Below are 15993 nucleotides of genomic sequence, written 5' to 3'. Positions count from 1 at the left end.
GAAGGGGCCGCTGGTACACACACATCACGCAGCTGACAGCTGATCAACCCGTCCTTCCTGTCCGAGCGATGACGCGAGGTCCGACCATGGGCACGAACGATCAGAAACGCAGCCTCCCGCACGGCCTCCGGCTCGTCGCCCTGGCCGGGGCGGCCGCGCTCACCCTCACCGCCGGTCTCGCGACCCCGCTCGACCCGGCGCCCCAGCAGGCCAGGGCGGCCGACGACGGCAAGAAGGTGCTGACCGTCGCCGTGGCGCAGAGCGTGGACTCGCTCAGCCCGTTCCTGGCGGTCCGGCTGCTCAGTACGAGCATCCACCGGCTCATGTACGAGTACCTGACGAACTACGACCCCAAGGACAACCGCGCCATCGCGGGCCTGGCCACCAAGTGGGAGCCGTCGGCGGACAAGCTGACCTGGACGTACACGATCCGCTCGAACTCCACGTGGTCGGACGGCGAGCAGGCCACCGCCGAGGACGCGGCCTGGACGTTCAACAAGATGATGACCGACACCGGCGCGGCCACGGCGAACGGCAGCTACGTCAGGAACTTCAGGAAGGTGACCGCCCCGAGCCCCACGAAGCTGGTCATCGAGCTGAAGAAGCCGCAGGCCACGATGGCCGCGCTGGACGTGCCGATCGTGCCGAAGCACGTGTGGGGGAAGGTCTCGGACTTCTCCGAGTTCAACAACGACAAGAGCTTCCCCGTGGTGGGGAACGGGCCGTTCGTGCTGAGCGGCTACAAGGCCGACAGCTATGTCCGGCTCAAGGCCAACAAGAGCTTCTGGCGCGGGTCGCCGAAGTTCGACGAGCTGGTCTTCCGCTACTACAAGGACCAGGACGCGGCCGTCTCGGCGCTGCGCAAGGGCGAGGTGTCCTTCGTCGCCGGGTCCCCCTCCCTGACGCCCGCTCAGGCGGAGTCCCTGAAGGGCGCGGACGACATCCAGGTCAACGACGCCCCCGGCCGCCGCTTCTACGCCCTCGCCACCAACCCGGGCGCGAAGGCGAAGAACGGCGAGAAGTTCGGCGACGGCCACCCCTCCCTGCTGGACCAGCGGGTGCGCAACGCGCTGTTCCGGGCCGTCGACCGCGAGGCCATCATCGACAAGGTGTTCCGGGGCCACGCGGTCGAGGGCGAGGGTTACATCCCGCCCCGTTTCCAGGACTACTTCTGGAAGCCCTCCGCGGACCGGAAACTGGCGTACGACCCGGCCGAGGCCGCCCGGCTGCTCGACCAGGCGGGGTACAAGAAGAACGGCGACGGCAAGCGCGTCGGCAAGGACGGCAAGCCCATCACCTACCGCGTGCTGTGCCACGCCACCGACCCGAACGACAAGGCGGTCGGCAAGTACCTCCAGGAGTGGTGGGGCAAGCTCGGCATCGGTGTGCAGCTCAACTGCCTGGACAACGTGACCGACCCGTGGCTGGCCGGCAAGTACGACCTGGCGTTCGACGGCTGGTCGGTCAACCCCGACCCGGACTTCGTGCTGTCGATCCACACCTGCGGCGCGCTCCCGGCGACCCCGAAGGACACGGGAGCGACGGACAACTTCATCTGCGACAAGAAGTACGACGAGCTCTACGCCCGCCAGCTCACCGAGTACGACCCCGCCAAACGGGCGGACATCGTCAAGCAGATGGAATCACGGCTGTACGACCTCGGGTACATGAACGTCATGGCGTATCCGAACGCGGTCGAGGCCTTCCGGACGGACCAGATCAAGTCGATCACGACCATGCCGGCGAAGGCGGGCAACATCTACGGCCAGGACGGCTACTGGAGCTGGTGGTCGGCGGTCCCCGCGGACTCCGGCGGCTCCTCCGACAACGCCTCGTCGACGGGGGTCGTGGTCGGGATCGTCGCGGGTGTCGTGATCCTGGGCGGGCTCGGCGCCTTCGCGGCGATGCGGCGGCGGGCCACCGCCGAGGAACGCGAGTGAAGCGGCGAGCGGGTACTCATGACCGCTGACGCGACTCCGGCGCTGGTCGAGGACAAGCAGCGGACGGCGGACGGCCCGCGGGTGCGCAAGAGCTCCGCGTACCCGCGGTACCTGGCCGGCAAGCTGGCCGGTGCCGCCGTATCGCTGCTGGCCGTCCTCGTGACCAGCTTCTTCCTCTTCCGGCTGATCCCCGGCGACCCCGTGAAGACCATGACGGGGGGCCGTCAGGTGTCGGCGGAGCAACTGGCCTTCTATCGCGAGGAGTTCGGGCTGGACCTGCCGTTGTGGCGGCAGTTCACCGACTACTGCGGCAAGGCGCTCACGGGTGACTTCGGGACGTCGTACCAATTCCGCGCCCCGGTCGTCGACAAGATCACCGAGGCGCTGCCGAACACCCTGCTGCTCACGGGGACGGCGTTCGTGCTCTACACGGCGCTGGGCATTTTCCTCGGCACGCGCTCGGCGTGGCGGCACGGCAGGCTGGGCGACCGCCTCAACACGGGCCTCGCGCTGACCCTGTACTCCATCCCGTCCTTCTGGCTGGGGCTGCTGCTGATCATCGTGCTGTCGGTGGGCGTCGGCCCGCTGCCCGGCATGTTCCCGACCGGCGGCATGGAGTCGGGCGGCGAGCAGGGCTTCGCGTACGTCCTGGACGTGGCGCACCATCTGGTGCTGCCGGTGGTGACGCTGGTGGCCGTGGAGTACGGGCAGACACTGCTGGTCACACGGTCGGCGCTGCTGGACGAGATGGGCAGCGACTATCTGACGACCGCGCGGGCCAAGGGGCTGCGCGACGACCTCGTGCGGCGTCGGCACGCCGTGCCGAACGCGCTGCTGCCGACCGTGACGCTGATCTTCATCAACCTCGGCCGGACGGTGGCGGGCGTGATCCTCGTGGAGACGGTGTTCTCCTGGCCGGGCCTGGGCGGGCTGTTCTACCAGGCGCTGAGCGTGCCCGACCTGCCGCTCGTGCAGGGGCTGTTCTTCGTGTTCGCCGCCGCGGTGATCCTGATGAACACCCTCGCCGACCTGGTCTATCCGCTGCTGGACCCCCGGGTGGCCCGATGACGACGACGACCGGCACGGCCCCGAGCCCGCGCGCCCTCGCCCGGCAGCGCCGCAGGGCGTCCGTCGCTCGCTTCTGGCGACAGTACCGCTCCGAACGGGCGGGGCTGTACGGGCTGACCGCGCTCTCGCTGTGCGCGCTGCTGGCACTGTTCGCCCCGCTGTTCGTCGGGTCCGACGTGAGCAGCGTGACCGACGCGCCGGGGCGTCCGATGCAGAGCCCGAGCGCCGGGTTCCCGCTCGGCACCGACCAGTTCGGCCGGGACCTGCTGGGCCTGGTGATCTGGGGCTCGCGGGTGTCGCTGCTGGTCGGGCTGCTCGCCGCCGTGCTGTCGGTGGCGATCGGCACCCTGATCGGGGTGACGGCCGGGCATTTCAGGGGCTGGTACGCGACGGTGATGATGCGGATCACCGACTGGTTCCTGGTCATGCCGACGCTGGTGCTGGCGATCGCCCTCGCGACGGTGATGTCCCGCTCGCTGACCACGACCGTCGTCGCGATCGGCGTGACCACCTGGCCGACCACGGCCCGGCTGGTGCGCGCGCAGACCCTCGCCGTGGAGACCCGGCCGTACATCGAACGGGCGAGGGCGCTGGGCGGCGGCCACTGGCACATCATGTCCCGGCACGTCCTGCCCAATGTGATGCCGCTGGTGCTGGCCCAGACGACCCTGATCATCTCCTCGGCCATCCTCGCCGAGGCGACCCTCGCCTTCCTCGGCCTGGGCGACCCCACGGTCGTGTCGTGGGGCGGGCTGCTCCAGGACGCGCGGGAGGCGGGCGCGGTCAGCGCCGGGCACTGGTGGTACCTGGTGCCGCCGGGCATCGCCATCGCCGTGGTGGCGCTGGCGTTCACGCTGTGCGGGCGGGCCGTGGAGTCGGTCCTCAACCCCAGGCTGGGGGTGTCGCGTTGAGTCTGCTCGACGTCAGGAACCTGACCGTGACGTACGCGGGCGGGGCAGCCGCCGTGCGCGGGGTGGATCTGCGGCTGGAGGCGGGCCGGAAGCTCGGTCTGGCCGGCGAGTCCGGCTGCGGCAAGTCCACGCTGGCGCTGGCCCTGCTGCGGCTGCTGCCGGCCGGGGCGCGGATCACCGGGGAGGTGCTCCTCGACGGCGAGGACGTGCTGGCCATGAAGTGGGGCCGGGTCCGGGCGGTCCGCTGGGCCGGGGCCTCCATCGTCTTCCAGGGTGCGATGCACTCCCTCAACGCCGTGCACCGCATCGGGGACCAGATCGCCGAGCCGATCCTGCTGCACCGGAAGGCGACCGCGGCCGGGGCGAGGAAGAAGACCGGCGAGCTGCTGGAGCAGGTCGGCCTGCCGGCCGCCCGCGCGGACGCGTACCCGCACGAGCTGTCCGGCGGGCAGCGCCAGCGCGTCATGATCGCGATGGCCCTGGCCTGCGACCCGCGGCTGATCATCGCCGACGAGCCGACCACCGCGCTCGACGTGATGATCCAGGCCCAGATCCTCCGGCTGATCGAGCAGCTGGTCGCGGACCAGGACCTCGGCCTGATCATGATCAGCCACGACCTGGCGGTCCTCGCCGACACCTGTGACCGGCTCGCGGTGATGTACGCGGGCCGGGTGGTCGAGGAGGGGCCCGCCCGGCAGGTGTACGAGGACGCCCGGCACCCCTACGCCCGGGCGCTGTCGGCCGCGTTCCCGCGCATCGGGGACCCGGCGTCCCGGTTCGCGCCGCAGGGACTGGCGGGCGACCCGCCCGACCCGGCCGCGCTGCCGTCCGGCTGCACGTTCCATGCCCGGTGTCCGGTGGCGAGGGCGTCGTGTTCCGAGGAGGACCCGGCGCTGCGGGCGGCGGGGCCGGAGCGTCGGGCGGCGTGTGTGCTGGTCGGGCCGCCGGGAGCCGAGGCCCGTACAGAGCGCGCGACGGCGGAACCCGACGGCCGGGAGAAGGGTCCGGCCGACGGCCCGGGGGCCCTCGAGGAGCGGTCGGCCGAGGGTCCGGAGGCCCTGGAGAAAGCGAGGCCCAGCACGCCATGACCACGTCCCCCACGGCCCCCGAGGCCACCACCGCCCCGCTGCTGAGCGCCCGGGGCCTCCACGTCACCTTCCCCGGACGGCACGGCGGCCCCCGGGCCCGGGCGGTGGACGGCGTCGACCTCGACATCCGGCCCGGCGAGATCGTCGCGCTGGTGGGCGAGTCCGGCTGCGGCAAGACGACCCTGGCCCGCAGTCTGCTCGGCCTGGTCGCACCGACGGCGGGCCGGGTCACCTTCGACGGCCGACCGCTGGAGTACTCCGGCCGGTCCCTGAAGGCCTACCGCAAACGCGTCCAGCTGGTCCTCCAGGACCCGAGCGGCTCCCTCAACCCCCGTCACACGGTGTACGACGCGGTCGCCGAGGGCCTGCGCATCCACGGCCACGGCGGCGACGAACGCACCGCGGTCGCCGGGGCCCTGTCCAGGGCCGGGCTGCGTCCCCCGGAGCGCTTCTTCCTGCGCTACCCGCACGAACTGTCCGGCGGGCAGCGCCAGCGGGTGGTCATCGCGGGCGCGCTGGTCCTGGAACCCGAACTCCTCGTCGCCGACGAGCCGGTGGCGTCCCTCGACGCGTCGGTACGCGGCGAGATCCTCGCCCTGCTGCTGCGACTGCGCACCGAACTGGGCCTGTCAGCCCTGGTCGTCACGCACGACCTGGGCCTGGCGTGGAACATCGCCGACCGGGTCGCCGTGATGTACCTGGGCCGGATCGTGGAGACGGGAGCGGTGGAGCAGGTCCTGACAGCACCCCGGCACCCCTACACGCAGGCGCTTCTGTCCGTCCTCCCGGAGGCTCCGGGCGCCCCGGTGGTCCTCACGGGCGAGCCCCCCGACCCGTCACGCATCCCGTCGGGGTGCCGCTTCCACGTGCGCTGCCAGATCCTGGCCGGTGGAGAGGCGGAGGCAGCGGGCGTGGCGAACGCGTGCAGAGGCCAGGACTTGGCGGTGCTGAACGGGGGCGGCGACTCGCAGGTGGCCTGCCACTGGGCAGTCGCAGACGCACCCGAGAGGGGCGCGGCGAACTGCGCGACAAGCCACAACACACCCGCGGACGGCCGACGAGAAGCCTAGGCAGCCCCTCAGCCGCCGGCCACCAACTCCCTGCACTTCTCGACGTCCTGCCCCATCTGAACCAACAGCGCATCCAACGTGTCGAACTTCGCCTGCCCCCGCACGAACGCCAGGAAGTCGACCGCGACATGCAACCCGTACAGATCGAGCCCCACCCGGTCGATGGCGTACGCCTCCACCGTCCGCTCGGTCCCCTCGAACTGCGGATTCGTCCCCACGGAGATCGCCGCCGGCATCGCCTCGCCCTGGGCGTGCAGCCAGCCGGCGTACACGCCGTCGGCCGGAATGGCGGTGTGCGGCAGCGTCTCGACGTTGGCCGTCGGGAAGCCCAGTTCGCGCCCGCGCTGAGCGCCCCGGACGACGACGCCCTCCACCCGGTGCGGACGCCCCAGGATCTCCGCCGCGCCCCGGACGTCGCCCTCGGCGACCAGCCGGCGCGTCAGCGTGGAGGAGAACGGCTCCCCGCCGCCTGCCTCACCCGTCACGTACAGGTCGACGACCTCGACCTCGAAGTCGTAGGTCTTGCCCTGCGTGGACAGGAACTCCACGTTGCCGGCGGCCTTGTGGCCGAAGCGGAAGTTGGGGCCCTCGACGACGGCCTTGGCGTGCAGCTTGTCGACCAGGACCTTGACGACGAAGTCGGCCGGGGACAGCTTCGAGAACTCGGTCGTGAACGGGAGGATGAGCACCGCGTCCACGCCCAGGTCCGCCATGAGTTCGGCGCGGCGGTGGTGCGGGGCGAGCAGCGGCGGGTGGCTGCCGGGGCGGACGACCTCGCTGGGGTGCGGGTCGAAGGTCACGACGACGGCGGGCACGCCCAGTTCCCGTGCGCGGTCCACGGCATGCCGGATGATCAGCTGGTGACCGCGGTGCACTCCGTCGTAGGAGCCGATGGTGACGACGCTGCGCCCCCAGTCCTGGGGGATGTCCTCCAAGCCACGCCAGCGCTGCACTGTGCCTGCTCCTTGTCGAAAACTCGTCGAACCCGTGTCCGGTCAGTTGTCCGTGGTTGCCTCGTGCGCAGGTCTAAGGGTGCCATGCCGGGTGCCTCCTGCCCGCACCGGCATGGGGGCTGTGACAGGGCGCACGGCAGCGTACTGCGAACCCGGCCCCGGAAGGCCGGTCACACGGGGACGCCGGCGCCCGCCAGGTTCTCGATCGTCCGGTGGGAACTGGGCCCGACCAGCGCCGCCCATTCCCCGGGCGCGTCGGCCAGCCAGGCGGCCGCGCGGGCGGCGAAACCGGGCACGTGCCGGCCCAGGTCGACCAGGGCGCGGTCGAAGCGGGTGGCGCCCTGAGGGGTGCGCACGAGGAGCAGTCCGATGCGGTGGACGAGATCGCGCAGGTCGTCGCCGCCGTTGCGGGCGGCGGCGTGCAGCAGTGCGTCCAGGACGTCGGTGTCGTGCTCGCGGGCGAGGAGCGCGTCGCGCAGTTCGCGGCGCAGCGGACGCGAGGCGGGGATGCCGGGCGGGGTGAGAACGGCGGCGAGGGCGCAGCGCAGCCGCACGTCGCCGTCCTCCAGCAGGCCGGTGACCAGCGGCATGAGCACGGGCCGGGCGGCGGGGCCCCGGTCGAGCCGCTGGTCCGCGTACGCGGCCAGGTGCCCGGCGAGTTCCGGCCGTCGCCGCGCCGCCCGGCCCAGCAGCGCGGCGATCCGGCGGGCCAGGCCCGGCGGGGCCGCGTCGGCGAGTGCCCGCAGCGCCTCCTCCCCGTCCGGCCGCTCCAGCCGGGCCGCGAAGGCCCCGAGGACCGGCTCGGGGTCGGTCTGGAGGGCTCCGGCCAGTGCGTCCGGCGAGAACCGCGGGTCGCCCGCCGCGAAGTGCTCCAGCGCCCGCGGGAGGTAGCGGGCCCGGGTGTGCGGATCCTGGACGAGGAGGGCGAGCGCGCCGCCGTGCAGGGCGCGGTCGGCGGGACGGGCGAGCAGGGTGAGGGCCGCGTAGCGCAGGAGGGCGCGGTCGCCTCTCGTGTTCACGTGCGGCGCGACGCGCAGTCCGTGCGTCACCGCGGCGCTCCGCCGCGCGGGCCGCTCGTCCCGCGCCCACCGGTCGGCGGCCCGGCACACCGCGGACGGCTCCTCCTCGGCGAGCGCCGCGAGCAGTTCGTCGGCCCGTGGGTGCGCGCGGTCGACGAGCACGTCCGTCAGATCGTCCAGGGCGGTGCGGCGGTGGGTGTGCAGCAGCACCTGCGCGGCCGTGGCCACGGTCGCGTGCGGGGTGGCGGGCAGCGGCTGCTCGTCGTCGAACCAGCGGGCGAGCTGGGGTTGCACGGCGATGGGGTCGGCGGTGAGGAGTCCGGCGACGGCGTCCAGGAACCGGGGCCCGGCCTCGCACGGCGGCCCGTCTGCATGGACCAGCCGCCGCAGCAGTGCGCAGCGCGCCTCCAGCGGGAGCCGTACGCCGGTCCAGAAGGAGGGCCCGAGCTCCTCCGGCACGGGCCGCTCCTGCCGCCGCCAGGCCACGATCCGGCCGGCGAGCAACCTCAGCACGTCCGTGTACGGTGCCGCGTCGGGCAGCGCCGACAGCGTCCCGGCGAGCAGCCGTACGCCCCACCAGGACCGCGGGTCGGCTTCCAGCGCGTGCACCAGGTCCGTCAGGCGGGAGGCCAGGTGTCCGGCGCCGTGCTGGCGGGCGAGGCACAGCAGGGCCTCGATCACCGGCCCGACGCGGTGGCGCGGCACCGGGTCGGACTGCGCCTGCTCGCCGCGGTGGACGAGGGCGTGCAGCGCCTCGTCGAGGTCGAGGTGCATGCCCTGGAGCCAGTCGGCGAGCCCCTCGTGCGCGAAGCGGTAGCCGGGCCCGGCGGGCACGAGCAGTCCCTCGGCGAGCACGGCCGCCGCCCAGCCCGAGCAGCCGCCGAGCCGCTCCGGCCCGGTGCCCCACGGGAACACCGCCTCGAACGCCTCCCGGTCCAGGTCGCCCTGTCCCGGGCCGAGGCCGCGCCGGGCGGCTTCGTGCACCTGCCCGGCGACCCTGGCCGCCAGCCGGCGTACGGCCGTGCCGCGCAGGCCGTTAACGGTGGCCAGCCGGGTGGCGATGCGCAACGCCATCAGGTCCAGGTAGGCGGAGAAGACCTCGTCCCGGCCGACGGGGCCCGTGAGGAGGACCGGCGTTGCGGAGGCGTCGGTGAGCTCGTCCCGGATCTCGGCGAGCAGGCGCAGGGTGAGGGGGTGCCGGGCGCCGGTGCCGCCGAGGGCGCCCTCGGCGATGCCGTACCGCAGCCGGGCTTCCCTGGCCTCGTCCTCGCTGAGGTCGCCGAGCCGTACGCACGCTGGACGGTGCAGCAGGCCGGACGCCTCCTCCCAGTACTCCGGCCGGCAGGCCACCACCAGCCGCGCTCCCGTCTCCCCGAGCCACCGCAGGGTTTCGCCGGCCCAGTCGGCCGAGCGGCGGGCTGCCGCCGGGGGCATCTCCTCGGGGCCGTCCAGGAGCAGCAGCAGGGGCCGGCCGTACGAACCGGCGAGGCGGGCGAGGCGCTCGGGCGTCGTGTCCCCCGGACCGGCCGGGGAGGGCAGGGAGGGCGAGGGCGGGGCCTGCGCACCGGCCACGACAGGAACGGCCCGGGCCAGCGCCCTGCGGACCGCGTCCGCCACCGACGTGTCGTCGTCCCGCAGGTCGCAGCCGCGCAGCCAGAGCGTGGGATGCCCACTGCGGGCGCGGCGCGCGGCGAGCGCGGCGAGTTCCGTCGTACGTCCGCTGCCCGGTACCCCGACGAGACCGAGGACGGCCACCGTGCCTGCCGCGAAGGCGTCGAACTCGGCGGCCACACCGGCCCGTTCGACCGGTTCCGGGACTCCGGTCCCACCGGGGGGACCGTCCAGGCCCACCGATGCGCCGGTCAGTTCCAGCACCCCGGCGAGGTTCAGATCGGCCCCGTAGGCCGCGACCGTCGCGGCGTTCTCGGCGAGCAGTGCGGCGAGCGGGCCCACCGCTCCGGCGCCCCCCGCACGCAGCGGTACGGCGAACCCGACGTCGCGATGGCCGGAGCTGAGCGCGGTGCCGAGGACTCCGACCACGGCCCCGGTCCCGGCGTCGAGCACGGGGCCGCCGGCCGCTCCACCGCCCAGCCGCAGCGCGTCCCGCCCCGCCGTGCCGACCGCCAGCTCCAGGGCGTCGAGACGGTGGAGACGGTCCGTGGCCGCGTACGTCACGGAGGCGGGGCCCAGCACCCGCGCCTCGCGCCAGCCGCCGGCGGCGATCCGCACATAGGCGCCGGTCGCTGCCCCGTCCCGCACGGTGACGGGCAGCGGCGGCACACCGAGCCCCTCGGTCCGGACGAGGGCCAGGTCCAGCGCGGGCAGCGGGGTGACCGCGTCGGCGGACACGACCCGGCGACGGTCACCGGCCCCCCGCAGCACGAGCCGGGGCAGGCCGTCGACGGCCTCATGGCTGGTGATCAGCGTGCCGTGGTGGTCGGCCAGGAAGCCGGTGCCGCGTGGGCGGCCGGCGAGATCGTGGATACGGACGAGGCGGTCGTCGGGGACCGCCCCCTCGTCATACTCCGCTGCCCCGGGGCCGGGGACCGCCCCGCCCTCGTGCCCTGCTGTTCCGGGGCGGTCCGGGGAGCCTTGTGAGCTGTCGTCCGTCTCCCGCGACCGGTTCCGCGACGCCATCGTCGAGCCTCCCCGCCGTACACCCGTGCCCTCGCGTTCGACAGTAGGGGCGAGATGATCAGCGGGACAGATCGCTCGGCGAAAGCGCCCCCTTCCGCTCCCCCGGTTCACTCCGAGCGCCCGCACGAACGGGTGAAGGAACGGGGACGGCTGGATACACCCTAGGGGTGGGGGAACCGAGGGGGGATCGTGGAGCGGCGGCCGTGGAGGTACCCGTGGCCGCCGCTCCACGGGCGGACACCCGCTTTCCGGGCCGTCAGGCGAAGACGGCCAGGCTCCTGGCCTTGCCCCGCTGCTCCTCGACGAGCGCGAGGAAGCGGCCCTCCGGATCGAAGACGGCGACGGGGCCGGAGCCCGCGTAGGTCTCGGGCATCTCCAGCCGGACGCCGTTGGTGAGCAGCTTGGCCCGCCGGGCATCGACGTCCCACCGGGGGAACGCGGCAGCGGCGGCCTCGGCCATCGGCATCACGGTCAGCTCCTGCTGGAGCTGGTCGAGGGTGCGGGCCGCGTCCAGCTTGTAGGGGCCGACGCGGGTGCGGCGCAGCGCGGTGAGGTGACCGCCGACCCCCAGGCCGGCGCCCAGGTCGCGGGCCAGGGCCCGGATGTAGGTACCGGAGGAGCAGACGACCGAGACGACCAGGTCGAGGACGGCCGTGCCGTCGTCGGCGACGGCGTCCCGGACGTCGTACACGCCGAAGGACGAGACCGTGACCGGCCGGGCCGGGATCTCGAACTCCTCGCCCTCGCGGGCCCGCTTGTACGACCGCACGCCGTTGATCTTGATGGCGCTGACCTTGGACGGGACCTGCATGATGTCGCCGGTCAGCGCGGCGATGCCGGCGTCGATGGCGTCGCGGGTGACCTTGGAGGCGTCGACGGAGGAGGTGATCTCCCCCTCGGCGTCGTCCGTGAGGGTGTTCTGCCCGAGCCGGATGGTGCCCAGGTATTCCTTCTCGGTCAGCGCGAGGTGGCCGAGGAGCTTGGTGGCCTTCTCGACACCGAGGACGAGGACGCCCGTCGCCATCGGGTCGAGGGTGCCCGCGTGCCCGACGCGTCGCGTCCTGGCGATGCCGCGCATCTTGGCGACGACGTCGTGCGAAGTGAAGCCCGACGGCTTGTCGACGATGACAAGGCCGTCGGGCGTGGTGGGCTTCTGGGTCATTCGGCGCTGTCGTCCGTCTCGTCGTCCTCTTCGGGCTTGCGGTACGGGTCGGCGTCGCCTGCGTACTTCGCGCCCGCGGACGCCTCACGCACCTTCTCGTCGGACTCGCGCGCCTTGTCGAGGAGGTCCTCGATGGTGCGGGCGTTGTCCGGGAGGGCGTCCATGACGAAGGTCAGGGTCGGCGTGAACTTCACGCCGGCGGCCCGGCCCACCTCGGAGCGCAGGATGCCCTTGGCGCTCTCCAGGCCGGCTGCGGCCTCGTTGCGCTCCTCGTCGTCCCCGTACACCGTGTAGAAGACGGTCGCCTCCCTCAGGTCACCGGTGACCCGGGTGTCCGTGATGGTGACGTGCGAGCCGAGCCGCGGGTCCTTGATCCCGCGCTGCAGCTTCTGGGCCACCACCTCTCGGATGAGGTCCGCCAGCCTTTTGGCGCGCGCGTTGTCGGCCACTGGTCCGTCTCCTTAAGTGCTTACTTGTTGCTTCAGTCTTCGTCGCTGTGGAGCCTGCGTCGAACCGAGAGCAGTTCGACTTCGGGCCGCCCGGCGACGAGCCGCTCACAGCGGTCCAGGACATCGGTGAGGTGTCCCGTCTCCCCTGAGACCACCGCGAGCCCGATCTCGGCCCTGCGGTGGAGGTCCTGGTTACCCGTCTCGGCCGCGCTCACCCCGTACTTGCGCTGGAGTTCGGCCACGATCGGACGGACGAGAGAGCGCTTCTCCTTGAGCGAGTGGACATCGCCGAGGAGGAGGTCGAAGGACAGAGTCCCCACATACATGTGTGTATCCGGATGTCCCGCCGGTTCGGGGTACGGGCGCCACGCGTCGACGCCGATACGGGAACCGTACACGCAACGGCCGGGGCCGATCGACGGAATAAGTCCCGCCGATCGGCCCCGATCGTGGCTCAGGTCAGACGCGCGGCTTCTCGCGCATCTCGTACGTCGCGATGACGTCGTCGACCTTGATGTCGTTGAAGTTGCCGAGGTTGATACCGCCCTCGAACCCTTCGCGGATCTCGGTGACGTCGTCCTTGAAGCGACGCAGACCCTCGATGTTGAGGTTCTCCGCGACCACCTTGCCGTCGCGGATGAGGCGCGCCTTGGTGTTGCGCTTGACCTCGCCGGAGCGGATGAGAACACCCGCGATGTTGCCCAGCTTGGACGACTTGAAGACCTCGCGGATCTCCGCCGTACCGAGCTCGACCTCTTCGTACTCCGGCTTGAGCATGCCCTTGAGGGCCGCCTCGATCTCCTCGATCGCCTGGTAGATGACCGAGTAGTACCGGACGTCCACACCCTCGCGCTCGGCCATCTGCTGCGCACGCCCGGCGGCGCGCACGTTGAAGCCGATGACGATGGCGTCGGAGCCCATGGCCAGGTCGATGTCGGACTCCGTGACCGCACCGACGCCGCGGTGCAGGACGCGGATGTCGACCTCTTCGCCGACGTCCAGCTGGAGCAGCGAGGACTCGAGGGCCTCGACCGATCCGGAAGCGTCACCCTTGATGATCAGGTTCAGCTGCTGGACCTCGCCGGCCTTGAGCACCTTGTCCAGGTCCTCCAGCGACACGCGGCGCGTGCGCTTGGCGAACGCGGCGTTGCGCTCACGGGCGGCGCGCTTCTCGGCGATCTGACGGGCCGTACGGTCCTCGTCGACCACCAGGAAGTTGTCGCCCGCACCCGGGACGTTGGTCAGGCCCAGGACCTGAACCGGCGTCGAGGGACCGGCCTCGGCAACGCTGTTGCCGTTGTCGTCGTGCATCGCCCGGACTCGGCCGTACGCGTCGCCGACCACCATGGTGTCGCCGACCCGCAGCGTGCCTCGCTGGACGAGGACCGTCGACACGGCACCGCGGCCGCGGTCGAGGCGGGACTCGATCGAGATGCCCTGCGCGTCCTGGTGCGGGTTGGCCCGCAGGTCGAGCGAGGCGTCGGCGGTGAGGACCACGGCCTCCAGCAGGGAGTCGATGTGCAGACCCTGCTTGGCGGAGATGTCGACGAACATGGTGTCGCCGCCGTACTCCTCGGCCACCAGGCCGTACTCGGTCAGCTGACCGCGCACCTTGGTCGGGTCCGCGCCCTCGACGTCGATCTTGTTGACCGCGACGACGATCGGGACCTCGGCCGCCTTCGCGTGGTTGAGCGCCTCGACCGTCTGCGGCATGACGCCGTCGTTGGCCGCGACGACCAGGATCGCGATGTCGGTCGACCGCGCACCACGGGCACGCATGGCGGTGAACGCCTCGTGACCCGGGGTGTCGATGAAGGTGATCTTGCGCTCTTCTTCGTTGACCTCGGTCGCGACCTGGTAGGCACCGATGTGCTGGGTGATGCCGCCGGCCTCGCCCGCGATGACGTTCGTCTTGCGGATGGCGTCGAGGAGCCGGGTCTTACCGTGGTCGACGTGACCCATGACGGTGACGACGGGCGGACGGACCATCAGGTCCTCCTCGTCGCCCTCGTCCTCGCCGAACTCGATGTCGAAGGACTCGAGGAGCTCGCGGTCCTCCTCCTCCGGGCTGACGATCTGAACCGTGTAGTTCATCTCGCCGGCGAGGAGCTGCAGCGTCTCGTCGGAGACGGACTGCGTGGCCGTGACCATCTCGCCGAGGTTCATCATGACCGCGACGAGCGACGCCGGGTTGGCGTTGATCTTCTCCGCGAAGTCGGTGAGCGAGGCACCGCGCGACAGGCGAACGGTCTCGCCGTTGCCGCGAGGCAGCATCACACCGCCGACCGACGGGGCCTGCATGGCCTCGTACTCCTGGCGCCTCTGCCGCTTCGACTTGCGGCCACGACGCGCGGGACCACCGGGACGACCGAAGGCACCCTGCGTGCCACCACGGCCACCGGGACCGCCGGGACGACCACCGAAGCCGGGACGGCCACCGCCACCGGGACCACCGGGACGACCGGCGAAACCGCCGCCACCGCCACCGGGACCACCGGGACGACCGGCGAAACCGCCACCGCCGCCACCGGGACGTCCGGCGAAGCCGCCGCCGCCACCCGGGCGACCGCCGCCGCCACCGGGACGACCGCCGCCACCGGGACCGCGGCCGCCGGGGCCACCGCCACCGGGACGCGGGCCGGCAGCAGGACGCTGCGGCATCATGCCGGGGTTGGGACGCGGACCACCGGGACCGCCGCCGGGACGCGGGCCGCCGCCCTGCGGACGGGGCATGCCGCCCGGGGTCGGACGCGCGCCGCCCGGAGCCTGCGGACGAGGACCGCCGCCGGCACCCTGCGGACGGGGACCGCCCTGGCCGCCCTGGCCCTGCGGACGCGGGGCGCCACCGGGCGCACCGGGGCCGCCCGGACGCGGGGCGCCACCCGGACGGGGCGCCTGCGGGCGCGCCATGCCGGTGGAGCCGCCGGAGGTGAACGGGTTGTTGCCCGGACGGGGACCCGCCGGACGGGCACCGGGACGCGGGGCGCCGCCACCCTGGCGCGGAGCGCCGGGACGGTCGCCGCGGTCGCCGCGGTCACCACGGCCCTGGCCGCCCTGGCCGGGACCGCCCGGACGCGGGGCACCCGGACGCGGGGCCTGGCCGGCCGGACGCGGGGCGCCCGGACGCGGGCCGGAGCCCTGGCCCTGAGAGGCGGCCGGTGCGGCGGGAGCCGACGGGGGCGCCGTGAACTCGGGCGTGGTCGGAGCCGGGGACGCCGGGGCGGGCCGCGGCGCGGGCTTCGGGCCCGGGGTGGGACGGGGGCCGGGAGCGGCCGGCGCGGCGGGAGCCGCGGGCTTCTCGGCGGCGGCCGGCTTGGGGGCCGGCGGGCGCGGGGCGGCCGGACGGGCAGCCTGCGCGGGAGAGGGGGCGCCCGGCTTCGCCGGGGCAGCCTTGCGGGCGGGGGCGGGCTTACCGCCTCCGCTGCCCTGCTGGAGGGCGTCCGTCAGCTTGCGTACAACGGGCGCTTCGATCGTCGAAGACGCCGAACGGACGAATTCACCGAGTTCCTGGAGCTTGGCCATGACGACCTTGCTCTCGACGCCGAACTCCTTGGCGAGTTCGTAGACCCGGACCTTAGCCACTTCGCTCCTTTGAGGTCCGGGTTGCGTCCGGACCGTCGCTAGTTCATGGGCGTACTCATCGCGTACTCATCGAGTGCTCATCGCAATCTCGACCTGCTTTCGACTCGCGAGGTA

At 72.8% G+C, this 15993-nt stretch carries 11 protein-coding genes; 5 read left to right on the top strand and 6 right to left on the bottom strand.

Annotated elements, in window-relative coordinates:
• Positions 1-86: 86 nt before the first annotated feature.
• From ABTX60_RS12355 to ABTX60_RS12335, 5 genes are read left to right on the top strand one after another with little or no spacing between them, the layout of a single operon-like run.
• The gene (locus tag ABTX60_RS12355; protein ID WP_352097005.1) at positions 87-1940 is read left to right on the top strand and encodes an ABC transporter substrate-binding protein; all 1854 of its coding nucleotides are present in this window, start codon (positions 87-89) and stop codon (positions 1938-1940) included.
• Positions 1941-1958: 18 nt separating this feature from the next.
• Positions 1959-3008 carry an ABC transporter permease gene (locus ABTX60_RS12350; RefSeq protein WP_352097004.1) on the top strand — a complete coding sequence of 350 codons (1050 nt, stop codon included), beginning with the start codon at positions 1959-1961 and terminating at the stop codon, positions 3006-3008.
• Positions 3005-3919, top strand: coding sequence for an ABC transporter permease (locus ABTX60_RS12345; protein WP_352097003.1), 915 nt, complete (start codon positions 3005-3007; stop codon positions 3917-3919). Before ABTX60_RS12350 ends, ABTX60_RS12345 begins: the two co-directional genes overlap by 4 nt.
• Positions 3916-5007 (top strand): ABC transporter ATP-binding protein, encoded by a 1092-nt coding sequence (locus tag ABTX60_RS12340; protein ID WP_352097002.1) that lies wholly within the window; start codon positions 3916-3918, stop codon positions 5005-5007. Before ABTX60_RS12345 ends, ABTX60_RS12340 begins: the two co-directional genes overlap by 4 nt.
• Positions 5004-6077 carry an ABC transporter ATP-binding protein gene (locus tag ABTX60_RS12335; RefSeq protein WP_352097001.1) on the top strand — a complete coding sequence of 358 codons (1074 nt, stop codon included), beginning with the start codon at positions 5004-5006 and terminating at the stop codon, positions 6075-6077. The genes ABTX60_RS12340 and ABTX60_RS12335 overlap by 4 nt, the downstream gene beginning before the upstream one ends.
• 8 nt (positions 6078-6085) lie before the next feature.
• Here the strand turns inward: ABTX60_RS12335 and ABTX60_RS12330 are convergent, their stop codons facing one another.
• The 6 genes from ABTX60_RS12330 to infB form a co-directional block, all read right to left on the bottom strand.
• Positions 6086-7030 carry a bifunctional riboflavin kinase/FAD synthetase gene (locus ABTX60_RS12330; protein WP_352097000.1) on the bottom strand — a complete coding sequence of 315 codons (945 nt, stop codon included), beginning with the start codon at positions 7028-7030 and terminating at the stop codon, positions 6086-6088.
• A gap of 170 nt (positions 7031-7200) precedes the next feature.
• A complete protein-coding gene (locus ABTX60_RS12325; RefSeq protein WP_352096999.1) occupies positions 7201-10686 on the bottom strand; it encodes a trypsin-like peptidase domain-containing protein in 3486 nt (1161 codons plus the stop codon).
• Positions 10687-10942: 256 nt separating this feature from the next.
• On the bottom strand, positions 10943-11848 hold the full coding sequence (gene truB / locus ABTX60_RS12320; protein WP_352096998.1) for a tRNA pseudouridine(55) synthase TruB: 906 nt from the start codon (positions 11846-11848) through the stop codon (positions 10943-10945).
• A complete protein-coding gene (gene rbfA / locus ABTX60_RS12315; protein ID WP_352096997.1) occupies positions 11845-12297 on the bottom strand; it encodes a 30S ribosome-binding factor RbfA in 453 nt (150 codons plus the stop codon). Before rbfA ends, truB begins: the two co-directional genes overlap by 4 nt.
• A gap of 32 nt (positions 12298-12329) precedes the next feature.
• A complete protein-coding gene (locus tag ABTX60_RS12310; protein WP_030853207.1) occupies positions 12330-12623 on the bottom strand; it encodes a DUF503 domain-containing protein in 294 nt (97 codons plus the stop codon).
• Positions 12624-12756: 133 nt separating this feature from the next.
• Positions 12757-15879 carry a translation initiation factor IF-2 gene (gene infB / locus ABTX60_RS12305; RefSeq protein WP_352096996.1) on the bottom strand — a complete coding sequence of 1041 codons (3123 nt, stop codon included), beginning with the start codon at positions 15877-15879 and terminating at the stop codon, positions 12757-12759.
• Between the last annotated feature and the right edge of the window lie 114 nt (positions 15880-15993).

It is taken from the genome of Streptomyces sp. NPDC126510 (genome assembly GCF_040302345.1).
GTDB lineage: Bacteria > Actinomycetota > Actinomycetes > Streptomycetales > Streptomycetaceae > Streptomyces.
The sequence above is the reverse complement of the archived record's forward strand: the minus strand, read 5'-3'. Positions and strand labels throughout refer to the sequence as shown.

What these genes read in the sequence shown, in the direction of transcription:
- ABTX60_RS12355 (WP_352097005.1), top strand. Translation starts at nt 87, where the DNA reads ATGGGCACGAACGATCAGAAACGCAGCCTCCCGCACGGCCTCCGGCTC.
- ABTX60_RS12350 (WP_352097004.1), top strand. Translation starts at nt 1,959, where the DNA reads ATGACCGCTGACGCGACTCCGGCGCTGGTCGAGGACAAGCAGCGGACG.
- ABTX60_RS12345 (WP_352097003.1), top strand. Translation starts at nt 3,005, where the DNA reads ATGACGACGACGACCGGCACGGCCCCGAGCCCGCGCGCCCTCGCCCGG.
- ABTX60_RS12335 (WP_352097001.1), top strand. Translation starts at nt 5,004, where the DNA reads ATGACCACGTCCCCCACGGCCCCCGAGGCCACCACCGCCCCGCTGCTG.
- ABTX60_RS12325 (WP_352096999.1), bottom strand. Translation starts at nt 10,686, where the DNA reads ATGGCGTCGCGGAACCGGTCGCGGGAGACGGACGACAGCTCACAAGGC.
- truB (WP_352096998.1), bottom strand. Translation starts at nt 11,848, where the DNA reads ATGACCCAGAAGCCCACCACGCCCGACGGCCTTGTCATCGTCGACAAG.
- ABTX60_RS12310 (WP_030853207.1), bottom strand. Translation starts at nt 12,623, where the DNA reads ATGTATGTGGGGACTCTGTCCTTCGACCTCCTCCTCGGCGATGTCCAC.